Genomic DNA, 17614 nt, shown 5'->3' with positions numbered 1-17614 from the left:
GTCGTGGAAGCACACTCCTGCTGACTCACGATCGAATCTGCAACGGGAGACGATCCGACACTTGTAGCAATGCCGCGCTGTGAACCCATGGGCACCAGAGGCACCGAGCGGTGTCGAGCTGGTCGGAATCTATTGCGCCGCTATCACACCGTTGGCCACGGGCTGACACACTCGCCGATCGGAACGGATAACTACAAGAGACCGGCAAGCTTGCGCTGGGCCGCCAAGCCGAAAACAGCGCACAATGCGCAGAAGATGAGAAGAATCCGAGCCGGACAGGGCGGGATGCCAGACAAGAGGACGACGAAAGTGAGGCCGGGGTCCGTCAACGCGCGCTACCCCTTAAGGATGCCGAAGGCAGGGTTCGCGGACACCGAGAAGGTGCCGTCGTTTGGAGGTCTCATGACGGGCAAGAGCAAGAGGAGGCGCCGCAGAGGCAGTTATCCCGCTCCGTACGCGCTGAACTACCGCATCGAGGTCAATTCCCTCCAATACGGGACAAGTCTATGCGAATTCCCGCATGGCCAACGTCCCCATTCGCCTCGGCCAATTTCTCGGGCGATGCCACGCCTATTCTTTCCTCGTCGACGGCAGGGAATTTGCGTTGCTGCGGTAACTCGATCGCAGCCCCAGGATCTTCTGCTTGGAACACGCGAACTCCTTCGAACTCTCCGGTTTTCCATGCGTAGACCGCATCCTCGAATATCTGAGGGAAGACGTCTTGCGTCTTGGGATTGCCGTACCATTTGGCGACAATCCGCAGCACCTTGGCGAACATGGCCGTCCCCTTGCGGAGGTTTTCGCAAGCATCGACCAGTTCAGGCTTCAGCTCGGACGCATCCTTGATGCCGACACCCGCCGGAAACTGTGTCAGGCCGACACGCACCACGGCCTGGCCGACATACCGCCGGACGATCGCCATCGCCTCGTCCGGCGTCGTCGCTTTCGGGATGAGGATCAATCGGCCACCCGATTTGACAGTGACGGCAAGCGGATCGTTCGAGCCCGTGGCGGACACGAACTGCTCGACGATCGCCGGTTTCAGCGAGGGGTCCGCGCATTGTTGGATCAGGGCAGCATCGAGCATGAGGGGCTCCTTGGCATCACGTGTTGAAGGAAAGGACGAGCGGTTTGGCGAACAGGCGCGCCCAGGCTTCAATGCTGGCGCGCTGGATGGCGACGATGGATGTCCCTTTGGTCCACCAACCGTTGCCGACGGCGACGATGACGTCCGGATCGTGGAGCATGGATTGGAGAACGGGCCAGACGATCAGCTGCTCGTAGCAGATCAGGGGCGCTATACGGCTGTCGGCAACGGTCGCGATGGGGTTTTCGAAGAAGTGCGCCCGCGCGCCGCCGCTTGCCCCAAGCAAGGAGCGCCAAGGCTGCCACATCGAACCTGGCACCGGCATCCGCTCACGGTAGACGATTTGGGCGCCGGCGCCCGAGATGGCGATCAGCACATTGTCGTATCCGCCTGCATCGACGACCGCAGCACCGGCGATGACGGTGGCGTCAGTTCCCTGTAGTGCTCGCACCCAGAGCCGCTCGACGGTTGGTGTCCAGAAGCCGAGCGTGCTCTCGGGAAGAACAATGGTGCGGGCGCCGCCGGATGCCCGATCCGTCACCGTGGCAATCAGATCACGGTGGTGCTCTATGCTGGCGTCGCGCCCCAGCGACGCGCCCATTTCGAGGTCGACCCCCTGCCAGGATTCCGGTAGTTTCGGTTCGTCCCAGGTTGCGGCGGACCCGATCCAAAAGCCTGCCAGGATGATCGCGACAGCTGGCCACATGCGGGTTACGAGGCCCATGAGGCCGGCTGTCGTTGCAGCCAATCCCCACCATCCCCATCCCGGAAACAGCACGCCCGCGGCCGTGATCGGATGCGCCCAGCCAGTAATGCCGAATGGCGGAATGGCCATCAGCAATACTGCCGCCAGATAGCGAAACGGTCGTCTACGCTCGTATCTCGTCCAGGGTAGCGCGTGAACGCCGACAAACCCGAGGGATGCGCTGAGCCAGAGCAGCAGGCCCGGCCACAGATCCGAGGAATAGAAGGTCGCAACGCCTTGCGGCAGACCCCGGGACGCTGCCAGGAAGTAGCCGGCCGAGACAAGCGCGGCGGTCAGTCTCGTTGGCGCAAACGCCCAGAGAACCGGAAACATAAACGCGACCGGAAGAAGGAGCGCGTAGCCACTCCACGCAAGCGTTCCGGCGACGATGGATGTGGCAATCAACAGCGTCGTCCGGACCTTGTCATGGCGCATAGGTAAGAACCTCTTGCGCCAGGCCGAGAATGCCGGATGCGGGCAGGGGACCGAAGTAGCGGGAGTCATAGGAGCCGGCGAATGGTGAGTGGAGGAAGAGGCTTCCCGCCGGCACCACGCCGCCAGGGAACGGTTTCATCGGCCGACCCTTGCCGTCCCGCTGTGCCAGCCTGGAAAAAGGAATATCTCGCCCGTCGACCGTCACATGGGCGCCGATTTCGACACTCTGCCCGGCGATGGCAATGACCGTTTTGATGAGAGGCGCGACGCCGCCCGGACACGTTCCGGAGTGGAGGTAACCCCGCTCTCTCGCCTCTCGCATTGCCGTTGTTTTCGGCGGGCAGATGAACACGAGATCGCCTGTCGCCGGCGATCGATCAAGCGCGACGATGCGCCAGAGGCCGAGCGGTTCGCTCGGTGTCAGGTTGATGCGGTAGCCGCCTATAGCCGCGACAGCTGCACTGCCGCCAACGATCGATGCCGCCAAGGCCACCAGCACGACTGCATGCGCCCTTTGGGCGCGTCGCCTCCCGAACGCAAACACGGTTATCTTCATTTGAGCGAAAGCCCCTGGCTCTTCGTCTGGCGCAGGGTTTCGGCATGTTTCAACGCCTCGGTCGTGCGCTCATGCGCGGCCAGTTGCTGCGCGGTCCGCATTAAATTCCATGCGGACTGCACCTCCGCCTTCTGCCCGGGCGTCATCCCCGCGGTGACGGTTTTGAAGGTCTGTCCGTTGGCTTCTTTTGCCGCGAGAGGCAGGAAGTTCCGCTCGCCGAAACGCTCCGCTACCGCCTTGGCGAAACCCTCCAGTTCCGCCTTCACCAATTTGTCGGCGAGCGCATATTCGAGGCCGGCCGGCAGGTCGTTCCGGTCGATCGCATCGCGAACGCGCTCCAATGCTTGTTTTGCGTTTGGCGACAGTGCGGGAATATCGATCGAGACCTTCAAGCGGACGGTACGCTCTTCGACCTCGTATTTGCGTTCCGCTTCAGCCCGCTGGCGCAGATAGCGCTCCAAGTTGCGGGCCAGCGCGGGTGCGTTGGTCAGCGCCTTTTCGCGCTCCAGTTTGTCGGCGCGGCTGGCGAACATCCCGATCTTGCCCTTCAGCGCGCCGAAGTGTTCAGGGTTCGATCCGATCTTGGCCAGGGTGGATTTCGCGACATTCTCGTCCTTCAGCATCGCATCGACATTGATTGCCTTGAACGCGCTTTCCGGCTGGGCATAGACGAGATGGAAGCGGGTCGAGACCTCCTCCCATTGCTTCTTCAATCCTGGATCGGCGGCGACCTTGTCCTCGATCGCCTGGTCGACCGATTTGGCGAAAGTTGTGAAACCCGAGACCATCGGCTTTGCCTCCTTGGTGCTGTTTTGGGTTGGGGACTGAGCGGCGCCGCGGACGAGCCCGAGCTTGCCGGCGACGGTGGCAAGGCGCGCACCGAGATCGGCAAGTTTTTGCTTTTGACTGACGACCCAATCCAGCCGATCGCGAACCAGGGTTCGGGCGACGCTGACGAGATGCAGACCGCGCGCTTCTGCAAAGCGAAGCGCCTGTCGATAGAAAGCGCTCTTCTCGTAATCGAGCGTCGTTTCCTTCGCGTTCCTCCGCGACAGGATCGGGATCAGCCCACCGTTCTTTGCGAAGGACCGGCGGCCGTAATAGACGGCCAGGTCCTCACGATGGCGGGTCATGGCGACATAGGTGAGATGGCGGTCCAGCGAGAGCGAGGCGAGCACCTTGACCTGGTCGACAGTCGCGCCTTGGCTCTTGTGGATGGTCGTGGCATAGCCGTGATCGAGGTTGTTGTAGAAGCGCTGTTCGACCAGCACCTGGCGGGCATTCTCGCCATCGCCGATCAACGCGGTGATGCGTCCCGGTCCCACCTCGATCACCTTGGCCAGCATGCCGTTCTTGACGCCGAGCGATCCCTCGTTTTTCAGGAACACGATCTGGTCGCCGACGGCGAAACTGCGATCGCCATCGGCCGTCTTGAAGATCACCCCCTCAGCGAGAATCCCGCGTTCGATGAGCTTGGTACGCGCCATCTGGTTCAGCATGCGGACATCGCGGCGCAGGTGAGCAAGGATGAGTGACGTCTTCGCCGGATCGTAATCGCGGTCCCAGGCGGCGATCAGGTTGCCAACCGCGTCTGCCTTCAGGTCCGAGCCTATCACCTTGCCATTGGCGCGGTAGGCATCCACCGCCTGGCCGACTTTGCCGCGCGCCAGATCGAGCGAGGCATCGCGCATCCATTGCTGGCGCTGGCGATAGATGGTCTCGAGCTCTGCATATCCGATGCGATCGGCAATTGCTCGAAAAGCGGCACCCGCCTCGATCGGTTGGAGCTGCTCGGGATCGCCGACGAGAACGAGCTTGGCGCCGGCTTTTGTCACCGCTTCGACGAACAGCGCCATCTGTGGCGACGACACCATACCGGCTTCGTCCAGCACGAACACCGTCTTGTTATCGAGCTGATCGCGGCCCTGGTTCCAGCGGAGTTCCCACGACGCAAGCGTCCGAGAGATGATGCCCGCTTCCCGCTCCAGGCCCTCGGCCGCCTTGCCGGCAAGTGCTGCACCGACGACCCGATAGCCGGCCGCTTCCCAGGCCTCGCGCGTCGCCTTCATCATCGTGGTCTTGCCGGCGCCGGCGCGGCCAATCACGGCGGCTATCCGCTCGGGTCCCGCCACACGTTCGATCGCCGTCTTCTGCTCACCTGACAGACGCTCATGGCGCTTGAAGGTCACTGCTAGCACCGCTTCCCGCACGCCATGTGACGACCGCTGGGACAGCCAGACCGCTCGATTGGCCATCTCCGCTTCCAGCCGGATCATGTCCCGCGTCGTGTACTTGGCCGGCACCCGGGTGCCGGTCGCAAGGTCGAACCGCTCGCGCTCGAGGCGGAAGGTTTCGGGGTGGAGGATGATCCGAACCATGAGGCTTTGGAACAGAGCGGGATCGTCGATGTAGCGGTGCAGGATCTTGGCGACGTCACGCTCGTCGAAGACGCTCTTTTCGCGCGTGATCAGGTCCAGGACAAGTTTGGGGCACCGCTCGATCCGTCTCGTATTCTCGGCCCTTCGCGCGTCCTGCAATTCGAGGCGCTCGAGTTCGATCGGCTTTGAAGCAATCTCGGATTTTCGCTCGATCGCCTTGGTCCCGACGCCAAGGTGGATAGTCGGTTCGAGATCGATCCCTTGCCTTTCGAAAGACCGCCCGTCGACGCGAATGTCGAGACCGGCAAGCGCCAGATGCCGGTTCTGGCAGGCAAACCATCCGTCACGAAACGCGTTGAAATCATCGATGCTTCCGGCCCAGAGCTCATAGACTATTCTGCCGGCATCGTTGCGGATCGGATTGCCGTTCGGTCCAAAAACCGCGACCTTCTTTGCGCCGAAACCGTCCTCGGTCAGCGGCCGCAGCGTTGTCATCAGATGCACATGCGGATTGCCCGGCGCATCGTGATAGACCCAGTCCGCCACCATACCCCTCGAGGTGACGTGCCGCTCGACGAAGTCACGCACCAGCGCAATGTTTTGCTTTGGCGTCAGTTCGATCGGCAAGGCGATCGTCACATCCTTGGCGAGCTGCGCGTCCGAGCGCTTCTCGAAATCTTCGACTGTGTTCCAGAAGGCTTCTGACGCACCCGAAACCGAGCGGTCGGCAATCATCGTTCGCAGCCACTCAGGCGCGTCGGCGGGGATGACGAACTCTTCGTGCAGCAATCCCTGCTTGCGCGTGTAGTCGATTGTCCGCGCCTCGCGCTCGAACTCCATCTTTGCGCAGTGACGGTAGGCCGCCGACAGGACGGCGCTGCGGCCGGAGCCGCGGGCGACGACGCTGACGGAGAAATGGGGGACGGCCACGGCAGGTTCTTTCCCGATTGCGAACGAAATCAACAAGTTCGTCGGGAGCGGCAGGCCCGCCAGGGCCTCACGCAAGGGCGTCGCGGCAGCGACGTATAATTGCGCCCTTCGGATCCGCTCCTTCGGAACGGCCGGGATCATCCACCAAAGCTTGCGCCTTGGCGATTGTAGGATTCACAGTAGTGCTTTCCGCGCTCATCTCCGGAAAAACTGGGTTCGAAAGGCAAGCTTTCTCACCCAAGGGAGACTACGGACATGAAGAAGCCATCCTCCAAGATCCGCGACGAAATCGCCAAGCTCCAGGAGCAGCTCAAGATCGCCGAGACCCGTGAGGCCGAACGCATCGGCCGGATCGCGCTCAAGGCGGGCCTCGGCGAGATCGAGATCGACGAGGCGGAGCTGCAGGCTGCTTTCGAGGACCTGGCGAAGCGGTTTCGCGGAGGCGAGGGCCGTTCGAGCGGAGGGAAGAGGGGGGCAAGCGCCGGCGAAAGCGGCGCACCGTCCACGCAGAACGCGTCTGGCTCGGCTGCGGGCGGGGTTGGCGAGGCTTGAGCGCATGAGCCGCACCATGACTTCCGACGCCCGCAAGAAGGACACGCGGGAAAAGATCGAGCTTGGCGGACTGATCGTCAAAGCCGGTCTTCGCTTCGAGAAACGCGCGCTTCTGCTCGGCGCGCTGGTCGATCTGTACCAGCGTCTGAAAGTCGACCAAACAGAACGATCACGACTGATGGCGATTGGCGCGGAGGCCTTCGGGAAAACCGATGAATAGGATCCTGCTGTTCGTCGCGCCCGCCGCACTGATGATCCTCTCCGCCGTCAGTATCACGGGGATCGAACACTGGCTGTCTGCCTTCGGGAAGACGGAGGCAGCGCGGCAGACGCTCAGCCGGGCGGGCATCTCTCTGCCTTATATCACGGCAGCGCTCGTCGGCGTCGTCTTCCTGTTTGCAAGTGCCGGCGCGATCAGGATCAAGACGGCAGGATGGGGTGTAGTCGTCGGCGATGTGGCGACGATCCTGATTGCCGCGCTTCGCGAAACGATCCGGTTGTCGGGACTCGCGCACCAGGTGCCAGTGGGCAAGTCCATTTTCGCCTATGTCGATCCCGCCATGCTGATCGGAGCGGGCTCTGTGGCGATGGCGACCTGCTTTGCGCTACGCGTCGCGCTGGTCGGCAACGCGGCATTCGCCAAGGCCGAGCCCAAACGGATCCGCGGCAAGAGAGCGCTGCACGGCGAGGCGGATTGGATGAAGCTTGCCGATGCGGAAAAGCTGTTCTCCCAAGCCGGCGGGATCGTGATCGGCGAACGATATCGTGTCGATAGGGACAGCATTGCGGAGCGCTCGTTTCGGGCCGACAATCCCGACACATGGGGGAGCGGCGGCAAGTCCCCACTGCTCTGCTTCGACGGCTCGTTCGGTTCGTCACACGGCATCGTCTTCGCCGGTTCCGGCGGCTTTAAGACGACGTCCGTGACGATCCCGACCGCGTTGAAATGGGGCGGCTCGCTGATCGTTCTTGATCCCTCGAACGAGGTGGCGCCGATGGTCTCGGCACATCGCACCGGCGCGGACCGCGACGTGTTCGTGGTCGATCCGAAAAAGCCGGAAACCGGCTTCAATGCGCTTGATTGGATCGGGCAATTCGGCGGCACCAAGGAAGAGGATATTGCCTCCGTCGCCTCTTGGATCATGAGCGACAGCGGTGGCACCCGCGGCGTCCGCGACGACTTCTTCCGAGCCTCGGCCTTGCAATTGCTCACCGCAATGATCGCCGACGTTTGCCTGTCCGGACATACGGAAAAGGAGAACCAGACGCTTCGCCGGGTGCGCACCAATCTTTCTGAACCGGAGCCGCAGTTGCGCCAACGCCTGCAGGAGATCTACGACAATTCGGACTCAGATTTCGTGAAGGAAAATGTCGCGGCCTTCGTCAATATGACCCCGGAGACGTTCTCCGGCGTCTATGCCAATGCGATCAAGGAAACCCACTGGCTATCGTATCCGAACTATGCCGCACTGGTGTCGGGGAATACGTTTTCGACAAGCGACCTTGCAGCGGAAAACACCGACGTCTTCATAAACATCGATCTCAAGACTTTGGAGACGCATGCGGGCCTGGCTCGCGTCATCATCGGTTCCTTCCTGAACTCGATCTACAATCGCGATGGCTCGGTGAAGGGAAGGGCGCTCTTCCTTCTCGATGAGGTGGCGAGGATTGGTTACATGCGCATCCTGGAGACCGCGCGCGACGCCGGCCGCAAGTATGGCATCACGCTTCTTATGATCTATCAGTCGATCGGCCAGATGCGCGAAACCTATGGCGGACGCGACGCCGCCAGCAAGTGGTTCGAGAGCGCGAGCTGGATCAGTTTCGCGGCGATCAACGATCCGGAAACGGCCGATTACATCTCCCGTCGCTGCGGCACGACGACCGTCGAGATCGACCAGGTCAGCCGCAGTTCCCAGGCGAGAGGATCGTCGCGGACGCGATCGAAGCAACTGACCGCGCGGCCGTTGATCCAGCCGCACGAAGTTCTTCGCATGCGAGCGGACGAGCAGATCGTCTTCACGGCGGGCAACGCGCCGCTCAGGTGCGGTCGCGCGATCTGGTTTCGGCGCGACGATATGAAAGCCTGCGTCGGGACGAACAGGTTTCACAGGCTCGCAAACACGTCTAGCCCCTCTCGGATCGAGCCGGCGCGCAGCGCAGCGAGCAAGGCCGATCCGGAACAATGAAGAGTATCGGAGAAATCAGCGTGAGCGACGACCGAAAGGGCGGGATTTCGGGAATTCTCGTCGTGCGAGGGCGGGAGAGAGCGCAGCCGCAGGAGCCTCAACATAGTGGCCCGAAGGGGAGGCGGGACCGACTGCGCCCCGACGCTCGCACACCGCCTAAAGATCGCCTTGCGCGAGGCAAAGTGGAGAGGACCGAGGGTGACGAAATCGAATGTGGTTCCGTTCAGAAAGCCGTGGCAGTCCGACAGCAGGAACGATCGACATCGCTGGCAAGTCGCCCCGGTGGGGACCGTGCCGCCCGCGCAAAACCCTGACCGCGATCCTCTGCGCCATGGTCTTTGCTGCGGGAGGCTGACTTGCCTTCGGAGGCGTTGATAACTTTCTGGGCTTGTGACAGCTGTCAGGACGCCAACAGCGGATTTATCGTCAGCGGCATTTTCATTCTGCAGCGCCGAGCGCCATGTGAACTGCGTCGTCGACGGCGATACGCTCTGGTCCCGGGGCGAGAAAATCCGCATCGCGGATATCGGCACGCCGGAACTCGAGCCACCGCGGTGTGAGGCGGATCAAGGCGAAGCCGTCAAATCACGTCTGCTCGCGCTGCTGAATGGTGGCAAGTTCTCGCTTTCAGTCGGGTTTGGGCGACGAAGACAAATATGGCCGTGAGCTGCGTACCGTCACGCGGGAAAGGCGCTCGCTCGGAGACGCACTCGTTGACGAGGGTCCGTCAGGCGCCGGGACAGCGCAAGACACGGATGGTGCTGCTGAGAGCCACGAGAAGATATCACCAGATGGCCGAAACCGTGTCGCGGGTTCGGGGTGCGTCAGGGAGTGGAGTAGAGCCGTGCGCCGAAGGTGTCTCGCCCAAGCCTGTCTCGATCTTCCGAAATCATCACCGATGTGAATCGATCCAGGCTGACCGATTCATAACTGTCGTTAGACGGGGTTCCAGAGATCAGCGATTCTTCTCTCATGATCTCGCAGCCCTACCATCTCTACGTCGAGCGCTCGGACTCCTCCAGGAACATGGCACGCTATTACGCCATGTCGATCGAACCGAACCTCTTTGGCGATGTGTGCCTGCTCAGGAAATGGGGCCGCATCGGAACCAAGGGACAGATGATGGTCCATCATTTCGGACGGGAAGAGGAAGCCGTCCAGCTGTTTCTCGATCTGCTCCGACAAAAGCGGAAACGCGGTTATCGGCCGCGCGCATCGATGCCGAGATGAAAATGACCCGTCGTGGCGTGCCGGAGCGTGCCTTATCGACGTCGGCTCCAGTTGGTCTCGAAGGAGACTTCGTCCTCTACGAAGAACGGGATCTTGATCGCGAGCTTCAGGCCAAGCTTTCCCTTGCGGAGGAATGGCTGAGCCAATGCCGAGAGTGCGGACCCGACGGCCGGTGGTGGCGAGGAATTGAGCGAACTGTTGCATGTCGTTTCTCCTTTCGAATTGCGGTCATCGCGGGGATAGTCGTCGGACCGGAAAGGAGGGACGCACCCCCGGAGTCCCCGTTGCGCGAGCGCAATGGGGTGGCGTGTACGGCCGAAACGAATGTGGAGTCACCCTCGAGCTGATACTCGGCGAACTCGTCGTCTCCGATGAGAACGCTCCGCTATAGCGCCACACTGATCATCCGCGCGCCCAATTGCGGGCCTCCAGTCCTTCGATCAGGCGATCGTGGAGACCTCGCGAGAAGTCTGTCTCGCAGCCGAACTGGTTTGCAAGGACGACGAGGCGGAAGCCGGAAAGCTTGGTGTAGAGCATGAGCTTCTCATCCCTTGCCATAATGTGATCTCCTTGGTTGATGACAGAGATCGGCCACCCTGTTGCAAAGAGGGGTCAAGGACCGCGGAACGCGGAACGCAAGCGGGGGAACCGATTTTTTCGGTACCGCTGTTTTTCCCCCACATTGCCCTCTGTCGTCTGATCTGTGATCGAGTTTCCATGGACGAGCGGCAAGGAGTTTCTCCATGGACACTACATTGGAGGTTCTCACGAAGCGACGGAGCCGAAGAGAGGCTCACCGCCAATGGCCGGACGAGGTGAAGGCACGGTTCGTTTCGGAGAGCTTGCGTCCGGGCGTGACAGTGAACGAGGTGGCCGAGCGCCACGGGCTGAAGACCGACCACCTATCATCCTTGCGAACACTGGCGCGGCAGGGGAAGTTGGTCTTGCCTCAGCCCGAAGACGCGGTCGAATTCGCGGCCATGGTAGACGCTCGCCTTGCTGGGCGGCAGGAGCGGTCAGCGCCGCTGATCGCCGACATGCAGACCTGGCTCGTCCATCACCGTGCCCGTGTCGCGACCAAGTCCCCGCTCGGCGAGGCATTGGCCTACATCGCCAAATACTGGGACGGCCTAAAGCTCTTCCTAACCGATGGCCGCATCGAGATTGACAATAAGACCGTCGAGCGAGCCATCCGGCCGATTGCTCTCAATCGCAAGAATGCACTCTTTGCCGGACATGACGCCGGGGCCGAGAACTGGGCGACCACCGCCTCGCTTATCGAGACCTGCAAGCTCTACGCCGTCGATCCCTTGGCATATCTGATCAGCACGCTCATCGCCATCGTCAACGGCCACAAGCTGAACCGGATCAATGAGCTTCTGCCGTGGAATTATTCCGCTTGAGTGCCGCGTGCACAAAAACCGCAGTGGGCCGTAGCCGACAAATGCTCATTCAGGGCATCATAGCTTGACCAGTTGCTTGCCGAAGTTCTCTCCCTTCAACATCCGAACGAAAGCGTGGGGTACGGTCTCAATCCCTTCCGCAACATCCTCCCGTGTCTGAAGCAGTCCCTGTTTGTACCATGACAGCAGATCGGCAATCGCCATCTCGTATTCTCCCTCGTGGTCGTCGAGCAGGAACCCTTCTATCCGCGCACGGGTAATCAGTGTCCTTCTGAGATGCCGGAGGCCGATATCGGGCTGATCAAACCGGTCGGCCAAGGCAATGGTCCCGACCACCACCACCCTGCCAAAGGTGTTGAGGTTTAACATGGCTGCATCGTGAATTGGGCCGGCAGTGTTGTCGATAAAGACATCGACGCCTTTGGGGCATGCGGTTGCGACATCTGCCACGAGATCAACTGAGCGTCGATGATTGACCCCGGCCCGATATCCAAGCTCCCTGCACCATTCCAGTTTCTCGTCGGAGCCCGCAACAGCGACTGCGTCGAACCCTTTGATCCGCGCGATCTGTCCCGCAATCTGCCCCACAGCTCCTGACGCGGCCGAGATCAACACCGTTTCCCCCAACTTCGGTTTTGCTGTTCTGAGGAGCGCAAAATAGGCGGTGAGACCGGGCATACCAAGATAGCTAAGCGCGGACTGAATCGGAGCGTCGGTACTCATCACTGATTTCGCTGACGCGGCCGGGATTACACTGAACGGCTGCCAACCAAAATGATCGCTCATCACGACGTCGCCTGCCTTGAAGGCTGGGGACTCAGACGCAATTACCTCGCCAATTCCGCCGCCGCACATCAGATCGCCAATCTTGAAACCAGCAGCATAGTTCTTCGCGGGGCTGATCCGGCCGCGCATATAGGGATCGACGGAAAGCCACAAAGTTTTCACCAGCAGCTCACCATCCGCAGCCTCGGGAATTGGACGGTCCTCCAAGCCCCAGTTCTCAACGGAAGGCATTGCGGAAGGGTAGCTTCGAAGTATCCAGCTAGGATTCGTCAACATGTCCATCTCCTCGAATGAAGCGTTCGCCGCATCGATGCATGAATCCGATTTCCGTGTTAATACATGCAAAGTGAAAGATATTGTTTTGAATTTCGGAAGAATGGCGCATGGATATGATCGAAGCCATGAAGGTGGCAATGGCAGTCGCCAGGCACAACAGCTTTTCTTCCGCGAGCCGGGACCTGCGCCTTTCGGCTGCCTCGGTCAGCCGCATCGTGGCAGACTTGGAAACCGACCTCGGCGTACGTCTGTTCAACCGCACCACCAGGCAGATCAATCTGACGGATGCCGGGATGGAGTTCGTGCAAAAGAGCACCGGCCTCCTGGAGGAGCTTGATCTGATGCGGAGCGCGGTACGCGAGCGCCATGAAGCCCCTCGCGGCCAGCTTCACGTCTCCTGCGTAACCGCCTTTGGCAATGAGTGCCTGGCACCAGCGGTTCCTGAATTCGTGCGACGGTTCCCGCAGCTCGATGTCTCAATCGACCTTGGCAATCGGCTGGTCGATCTCATCGGCGAGCACTTCGATGTCGCCATCCGAGTAGGGCCGTTGAACGATTCATCCCTGATCGCGCAGAGGATTTTCACACAGAGGATCGTGTTCGTCGCGACACCCCAGTTTTGCGAGCAACATGGGACACCCAGAACCTTGGACGAGATCAAAGGTTGTCCATCCGTCATACAGGTCAGCGGAGAATGGGGGCGCGTTCATAGGTTTTCGCATCAAGGAAAGGTCATTGACTTCGAAGTGCCGCAGCATCTGACGCTGAATTCAGCGCGAGCGGTGAGAAACGCCTGCCTGGCGGGAGGTGGCTATTCCCTCTTGGGCGATTTCATGGTCGCCCGGGATATAGCGGAGAACCGCCTCGTGCGGCTGCTGCCGGATTATGAACCCATCGAGCAACCGATCTTTGCCTTCTATGCTCAGCGACGTCACACCCCACGTAAAGTCAAAGTGTTCATTGACTACTTGGTGGAGGTCTTCAGTGGCAAAAGTATCAGGTGAGGCGCAGGACATCTTTTCAGGCCCGCTCCGGTCACAGGGATTCTTGTCTAGGTGCCGATGGCACACCGCTTACTTTTTCCGGGAAGCGCAGTGCAACGCAGCGGCGGAATAATTGGGGGAGACCGCGCCGTCCTTGACGCCGGATTTGCTGGCGTAAATAGGACGTCATAGAGAGAAGAGATCCGCGGCCCCGGAGGCGGCGCGACCGCATCCGGCGTGAGCAGGAGGGGTGAGAGGGGTGAAACCCGTGGCAGCCGGGAGGCTGGTCGATCCGGCGGACCGGCTCACATACCCGAAAGAAAGAGCCGCCTCAGAAGGGCGGCTCGGCTTCGACGGCGCCCTCCTGTTCGGCAAGCATGACAGCCAGAACGGCTTCAGCGAGTTCGAGCTCCGTCTCGATCTGGCGGCGCTCAGCGGCATTGTACACGCTCTTCAGCTCCAGCCGCAGTTCCTCGATGTGCTGTTCGATGGTCATCGTCTCATCTCCTTGAGTTCGTGAAAGACGACGACGCGGGGCGGGACGGGATGGCGGGGTCAGGGATCGCGACCGCCAGCGGCGGCGGGTGGGGGAGCCGATTTTGTTGGAGCGGCGGGAACCGGAGCGGAGGCAAAATAGGGGGTTGACCGCCCGTCCTTGAGGCCGCGATGCCGGCACGGCACACTGAGGCGATCTGAGCAGACATTTCCGGTTCCGTATGGCACCAGAAAAGCCGGAAGCGGGTTCGATGCCCGCTTCCGGCTTCTCAATTCGGACGATTGGCCCCGCCTTGCGGCGGGGCCTCGTCTGGGTGTCACTCGCGGTTGGGGCGGGACCAGATCAGCTGGTAGCCGTCCTCGCCTTCGACTTCGGCGAGGGTCGCGTAGATCGGCGCAGGGAAGCTCGGGTCGTCCAGTTTGACTGAGAGGTAGTCGCGGTCCTGCTCGGAGCGCTTCTGCCAGGCCGCGCCCAGCTCCACATTGCCGGCGTAGATGCGGTAGTGCGGGCCTTTGTCGGAGGGGTTTTCGATGCGGGCGATGCGAGCCTTGACGTTGAGGGCGAGGGTGCGGATGGAGCCTGTGAAGCCGGCTTCGGTTGAGGTGAAAGTGCCGATGGTCGCCATGGTGATGTTCCTTGTCCTGTGTCTCGGGCCGCGCCATTGCGGCCTCGATGGCAGTCGCAAAGACCGGGGACGATCGAACCGCACCCGCCGGGGTCCCCATCGCGCCTGCGCAGTGGGGTGGCATAGGGCCGCAATGCAATGGAGGGCGGCGAGCCGCAGATTTGTTAGTCGGAGAGGAGGGTGGCGGAGCCGGCCGGGGTAAGAAATCTGCGGGTGCCGTTGCCGGAAAACGATCGAGGCGCAGCCGCTCTCCGGTCAGACATGCCCCATCGAGCCCGCGGATGGAGCGCCGGAATCGGGGGGAAGGATATCGCTTTGGCGATGTTCCCGGTTGAACGATCGCTTCGATACCGGTGCGCCGGCCGGCCCTTCACACTGGTTTCAGCTCAGGCCGTACCAGGTCCCGCGACCCGCTCCATGAAGGGTCAGTTGTCGCTGCTCGGTCAACGCCCGAAGATGATCCTTGACGGTGTTGCGGCTTGCGCCTGTGGCCTTGGCCGCTTCCATCACCGTAACGCGCCCACGCTCACGCGCCAGTTCGAGGATCGAGACCGACAACTCCGGAAGGTCGCCCAGCAGGATGCGTTCACGCTCGATCTTGCGCTCGAGCCGCTGCTTCTGCCGCTGCAGGCTCCGGAGGAAAAACTCGACCCACGGATTCCAGTCCTGTTGATCTGTCCGGATCGTGCCCTGCGTTCGACGAAGCGCGAGGTAATAGGCTTCCTTGTTCTGTTCGACAACGCTTTCGAGAGAGCTGTATGGCACGTAGGTATAGCCCGCCCGAAGGAGCAGCAAAGTGGTCAAGGCTCGCGACAGGCGGTCATTGCCGTCGTGGAAAGGATGGATTTCCAGAAACACCACCACGAAGACAGCGACGATGAGCAGAGGGTGAAATTTTCCATCCGTCTCCTGGGCCTTTTGCCAGGACACCAGTTGCGACATCCGGCCCGGAGTATCAAAGGGGGATGCTGTCGCGAAGACGACGCCCAGGCTTCGTCCATCTTCGTCGAAGGCTTCGACGTTGTTGGCAAGGGTTTTCCAGTTTCCCCTGTGTCGCTCATCCTTGGTCGAGTGAGCGAGTAGATCGCGATGGAGTTGGCGGATGTGATTTTCGTCAAGCGGGATCGCTTCGAAGGCAGAGAAGATCGTTTCCATTACCTCGGCATAGCCTGCGACTTCCTGTTCGTCTCGGCTGGTGAACGAGCCGATGCGCAGGTTCGAGAGCAGCCTTTCGACTTCTCGGTCGCTTAGCTTTGCGCCTTCGATACGGGTGGAAGAGCCGATGCTTTCGATCGTCGCGACCCGGCGCAAGCTGGAGAGCCGGTCTGGCGCGATACGACCGAGCGCTCGCCATGCACCTTTGAATTCGTCGATCTCGGCGATCAACGACAGGATCTCGGGCGTGATACGCAATTTCGCGAGATCGAGGGCCGTCATCCATTATCCCATCCGTTTCCATCCAAATGAGATACGACATACCCTACTCCATTTTTCCATCCGTTTTCATCCAATAAGGAAGAATGGCGGAGAAAAGGTCAGAGGGAGAGGCCCCGCCCATCGGGCGGAGCCTGGAGGATCTCAGTCGCGGTTGGGGCGCGACCAGATCAGCTGCAGGCCGTCTTCGCTTTCGACGTCCGCCAGCGTGGCGTAGATCGGAGCGGGGAAGCTCGGATCGTCCAGCTTGACCGAGAGGTAGTCGCGGCCCTGTTCGGAGGTCTTCTGCCAGGCTGCACCCAGTTCGACGTTGCCGGCGTAGATGCGGTAATGCGGGCCCTTGTCGGAGGGGTTTTCGATGCGGGCAATGCGGGCCTTGACATTGAGGGCAAGTGTGCGGATCGAGCCGTTAAAGCCGGTTTCGGTGGAGGTAAAGGTGCCGATGGTTGCCATTGTCCAAGTTCCTTTTGTTGGTTTCGGACCGCGCCCTTCGCGGCCTCGATGGCTGTCGCAAGGATCGGGGACGATCGGACCGCACCCAGGGGGCCGGAACAACGTGGAGGGCGGCCGGGAGAAACTTTGTTGTTTCGCGAGGAAAGAGCGCCTGAGCGCTCAGGGGAAGAAAGTTTTGTACGGCCGTTGCGGGAGGACGATCGAGGCGAAGCCGCTCTCCGATCAGACATGCCTCATCGAGCCCGCGGAGGACGTGCCCTATGCCGAGCGATCAAGAGGAACATGGTGATGGCAGCGTGCCACCGTCTTGCCCAAGCGCAACATTGCTGCGATCGAACCGTTTCTCTGTTGCAATGTCAGGCCCACAATTCGGTGGCGACGGACCGGCCGGCTTGGAAGTTGCCTCCAGCAACCAACCCGGTATCGTGTGCTGGCGATTCGTCGCCTGGAGGAAGTATGCGTCAGCAGACAAAGCCGTTTACCGTCGAAATCAAGCAATCCCGGAAGCTCAAACCGACCGACCGCAAAACCTCGATCTGGGGCAGGCTGGACCTCACACCAGATCAGAGCACGCTTACGGAAAGAGAGCCAAGAGAGGTGTCGGCCGTTGGCGGCGACAACGACCGACCCTGATTTTCTAGGCCGCGACTTTGCCCTCGGCTGCACGAGGCTGCAGATCATGAAGGAAGGTCACTGCCCGCTGCGCATGAGCGGCCGCCTGAAAAATCGCACGCCGGTCTTCGGAAAGCACCTTGAGCCAAGAATCAAGATAGCTCGCGTGGTCGGGCCTCGGCTCCAACTCCGGGGCGATGCCGAGGTCCGCGCAAAGGAAGCAGCTCCCGAGCTCGGCGATTAGTTCCTCACGTGCCCGTTCCGACCGGTCCTTGTGGTAACGGCTGAGATCGCGGTTCAACCGATGCGAAGCGCCGGCCCAGTGGGTGTTATGCCGATATCGGCATAACATCCATTATGCCGGGTTCCGGATTATGCCGCGCCGGTGTCCGAAGGCTAGCAATAACCCCAGCTACCGGCGCGGCCAGTCGGCATAATCAGAGC

The 17614-nt window shown here is 61.2% G+C and carries 16 protein-coding genes and 3 pseudogenes; 8 read left to right on the top strand and 11 right to left on the bottom strand.

The features are described 5' to 3' along the window. Positions 1–478: 478 nt before the first annotated feature. The 4 genes from ACIQUG_RS34040 to traA are packed head-to-tail and all read right to left on the bottom strand — an operon-like array spanning position 479 to position 6131. Positions 479–1087 (bottom strand): TraH family protein, encoded by a 609-nt coding sequence (locus ACIQUG_RS34040; protein ID WP_043617652.1) that lies wholly within the window; start codon positions 1085–1087, stop codon positions 479–481. A gap of 16 nt (positions 1088–1103) precedes the next feature. Beyond that, positions 1104–2267: a conjugal transfer protein TraB gene (locus ACIQUG_RS34035; RefSeq protein WP_402326799.1), complete on the bottom strand. Its 1164-nt coding sequence runs from the start codon at positions 2265–2267 to the stop codon at positions 1104–1106. After that, complete coding sequence (gene traF, locus ACIQUG_RS34030; protein WP_402326797.1) at positions 2257–2823, bottom strand: conjugative transfer signal peptidase TraF; 567 nt, start codon at positions 2821–2823, stop codon at positions 2257–2259. The genes ACIQUG_RS34035 and traF overlap by 11 nt, the downstream gene beginning before the upstream one ends. Next, the gene (gene traA, locus ACIQUG_RS34025) at positions 2820–6131 is read right to left on the bottom strand and encodes a Ti-type conjugative transfer relaxase TraA (protein WP_402326833.1); all 3312 of its coding nucleotides are present in this window, start codon (positions 6129–6131) and stop codon (positions 2820–2822) included. The genes traF and traA overlap by 4 nt, the downstream gene beginning before the upstream one ends. A gap of 255 nt (positions 6132–6386) precedes the next feature. On the opposite strand from traA, the gene traC reads away from it, so the two are divergent. From traC to ACIQUG_RS34005, 4 genes are all read left to right on the top strand, one after another. After that, positions 6387–6683 (top strand): conjugal transfer protein TraC, encoded by a 297-nt coding sequence (gene traC, locus ACIQUG_RS34020; protein WP_043617661.1) that lies wholly within the window; start codon positions 6387–6389, stop codon positions 6681–6683. 4 nt (positions 6684–6687) lie between these two features. After that, entirely contained in the window at positions 6688–6903 is a 216-nt protein-coding gene (gene traD, locus ACIQUG_RS34015) for a type IV conjugative transfer system coupling protein TraD (RefSeq protein ID WP_043617665.1), read from the top strand. Further along, on the top strand, positions 6896–8872 hold the full coding sequence (gene traG / locus ACIQUG_RS34010) for a Ti-type conjugative transfer system protein TraG (protein WP_402326796.1): 1977 nt from the start codon (positions 6896–6898) through the stop codon (positions 8870–8872). Before traD ends, traG begins: the two co-directional genes overlap by 8 nt. Before the next feature lie 972 nt (positions 8873–9844). Then, positions 9845–10102 (top strand): WGR domain-containing protein, encoded by a 258-nt coding sequence (locus ACIQUG_RS34005; RefSeq protein WP_402326794.1) that lies wholly within the window; start codon positions 9845–9847, stop codon positions 10100–10102. 402 nt (positions 10103–10504) lie between these two features. Here the strand turns inward: ACIQUG_RS34005 and ACIQUG_RS34000 are convergent, their stop codons facing one another. Next, entirely contained in the window at positions 10505–10660 is a 156-nt protein-coding gene (locus tag ACIQUG_RS34000; RefSeq protein WP_197067143.1) for a hypothetical protein, read from the bottom strand. A 185-nt stretch (positions 10661–10845) separates the two neighbouring features. Between ACIQUG_RS34000 and ACIQUG_RS33995 the strand changes: the two are divergent. Further along, positions 10846–11049: pseudogene (locus tag ACIQUG_RS33995) on the top strand (transposase); the annotation flags it as partial. 39 nt (positions 11050–11088) lie between these two features. Continuing rightward, positions 11089–11505, top strand: a pseudogene (locus ACIQUG_RS33990) (transposase); the annotation flags it as partial. Positions 11506–11562: 57 nt separating this feature from the next. Here the strand turns inward: ACIQUG_RS33990 and ACIQUG_RS33985 are convergent. Next, the gene (locus ACIQUG_RS33985) at positions 11563–12567 is read right to left on the bottom strand and encodes an NADP-dependent oxidoreductase (RefSeq protein WP_052201812.1); all 1005 of its coding nucleotides are present in this window, start codon (positions 12565–12567) and stop codon (positions 11563–11565) included. A gap of 107 nt (positions 12568–12674) precedes the next feature. Here ACIQUG_RS33985 and ACIQUG_RS33980 point away from each other — a divergent pair, with 107 nt between their 5' ends. Continuing rightward, the gene (locus ACIQUG_RS33980; RefSeq protein WP_043617677.1) at positions 12675–13571 is read left to right on the top strand and encodes a LysR family transcriptional regulator; all 897 of its coding nucleotides are present in this window, start codon (positions 12675–12677) and stop codon (positions 13569–13571) included. 310 nt (positions 13572–13881) lie between these two features. Here the strand turns inward: ACIQUG_RS33980 and ACIQUG_RS33975 are convergent, their stop codons facing one another. The 4 genes from ACIQUG_RS33975 to ACIQUG_RS33960 form a co-directional block, all read right to left on the bottom strand. Continuing rightward, entirely contained in the window at positions 13882–14046 is a 165-nt protein-coding gene (locus ACIQUG_RS33975; RefSeq protein ID WP_197067145.1) for a hypothetical protein, read from the bottom strand. A 316-nt stretch (positions 14047–14362) separates the two neighbouring features. After that, positions 14363–14671: a DUF736 domain-containing protein gene (locus ACIQUG_RS33970; RefSeq protein WP_043617680.1), complete on the bottom strand. Its 309-nt coding sequence runs from the start codon at positions 14669–14671 to the stop codon at positions 14363–14365. 381 nt (positions 14672–15052) lie between these two features. After that, a complete protein-coding gene (locus ACIQUG_RS33965; protein ID WP_402326792.1) occupies positions 15053–16108 on the bottom strand; it encodes a Fic family protein in 1056 nt (351 codons plus the stop codon). 141 nt (positions 16109–16249) lie between these two features. Further along, a complete protein-coding gene (locus tag ACIQUG_RS33960) occupies positions 16250–16558 on the bottom strand; it encodes a DUF736 domain-containing protein (RefSeq protein WP_043617688.1) in 309 nt (102 codons plus the stop codon). 456 nt (positions 16559–17014) lie between these two features. Here ACIQUG_RS33960 and ACIQUG_RS33955 point away from each other — a divergent pair, with 456 nt between their 5' ends. Next, on the top strand, positions 17015–17191 hold the full coding sequence (locus ACIQUG_RS33955; RefSeq protein ID WP_402326791.1) for a hypothetical protein: 177 nt from the start codon (positions 17015–17017) through the stop codon (positions 17189–17191). 4 nt (positions 17192–17195) lie between these two features. Here the strand turns inward: ACIQUG_RS33955 and ACIQUG_RS33950 are convergent. Next, positions 17196–17498 (bottom strand): annotated as a pseudogene (locus ACIQUG_RS33950) (zincin-like metallopeptidase domain-containing protein); the annotation flags it as partial. Positions 17499–17614 lie beyond the last annotated feature (116 nt).

This window comes from Ensifer sp. NPDC090286 (genome assembly GCF_044769565.1).
In the GTDB taxonomy this organism is placed as follows: Bacteria; Pseudomonadota; Alphaproteobacteria; order Rhizobiales; family Rhizobiaceae; genus Ensifer.
Note: the sequence above shows the minus strand (reverse complement) of the source record. Positions and strands in the feature narration are given on the sequence as shown.

Excerpts from the sequence above, each read along its gene's own strand:
- ACIQUG_RS34040 (WP_043617652.1), bottom strand. The coding sequence starts at position 1,087 with ATGCTCGATGCTGCCCTGATCCAACAATGCGCGGACCCCTCGCTGAAA.
- ACIQUG_RS34035 (WP_402326799.1), bottom strand. The coding sequence starts at position 2,267 with ATGCGCCATGACAAGGTCCGGACGACGCTGTTGATTGCCACATCCATC.
- traF (WP_402326797.1), bottom strand. The coding sequence starts at position 2,823 with ATGAAGATAACCGTGTTTGCGTTCGGGAGGCGACGCGCCCAAAGGGCG.
- traC (WP_043617661.1), top strand. The coding sequence starts at position 6,387 with ATGAAGAAGCCATCCTCCAAGATCCGCGACGAAATCGCCAAGCTCCAG.
- traD (WP_043617665.1), top strand. The coding sequence starts at position 6,688 with ATGAGCCGCACCATGACTTCCGACGCCCGCAAGAAGGACACGCGGGAA.
- traG (WP_402326796.1), top strand. The coding sequence starts at position 6,896 with ATGAATAGGATCCTGCTGTTCGTCGCGCCCGCCGCACTGATGATCCTC.
- ACIQUG_RS34005 (WP_402326794.1), top strand. The coding sequence starts at position 9,845 with ATGATCTCGCAGCCCTACCATCTCTACGTCGAGCGCTCGGACTCCTCC.
- ACIQUG_RS34000 (WP_197067143.1), bottom strand. The coding sequence starts at position 10,660 with ATGGCAAGGGATGAGAAGCTCATGCTCTACACCAAGCTTTCCGGCTTC.
- ACIQUG_RS33985 (WP_052201812.1), bottom strand. The coding sequence starts at position 12,567 with ATGTTGACGAATCCTAGCTGGATACTTCGAAGCTACCCTTCCGCAATG.
- ACIQUG_RS33980 (WP_043617677.1), top strand. The coding sequence starts at position 12,675 with ATGGATATGATCGAAGCCATGAAGGTGGCAATGGCAGTCGCCAGGCAC.
- ACIQUG_RS33975 (WP_197067145.1), bottom strand. The coding sequence starts at position 14,046 with ATGACCATCGAACAGCACATCGAGGAACTGCGGCTGGAGCTGAAGAGC.
- ACIQUG_RS33970 (WP_043617680.1), bottom strand. The coding sequence starts at position 14,671 with ATGGCGACCATCGGCACTTTCACCTCAACCGAAGCCGGCTTCACAGGC.
- ACIQUG_RS33965 (WP_402326792.1), bottom strand. The coding sequence starts at position 16,108 with ATGACGGCCCTCGATCTCGCGAAATTGCGTATCACGCCCGAGATCCTG.
- ACIQUG_RS33960 (WP_043617688.1), bottom strand. The coding sequence starts at position 16,558 with ATGGCAACCATCGGCACCTTTACCTCCACCGAAACCGGCTTTAACGGC.
- ACIQUG_RS33955 (WP_402326791.1), top strand. The coding sequence starts at position 17,015 with ATGCGTCAGCAGACAAAGCCGTTTACCGTCGAAATCAAGCAATCCCGG.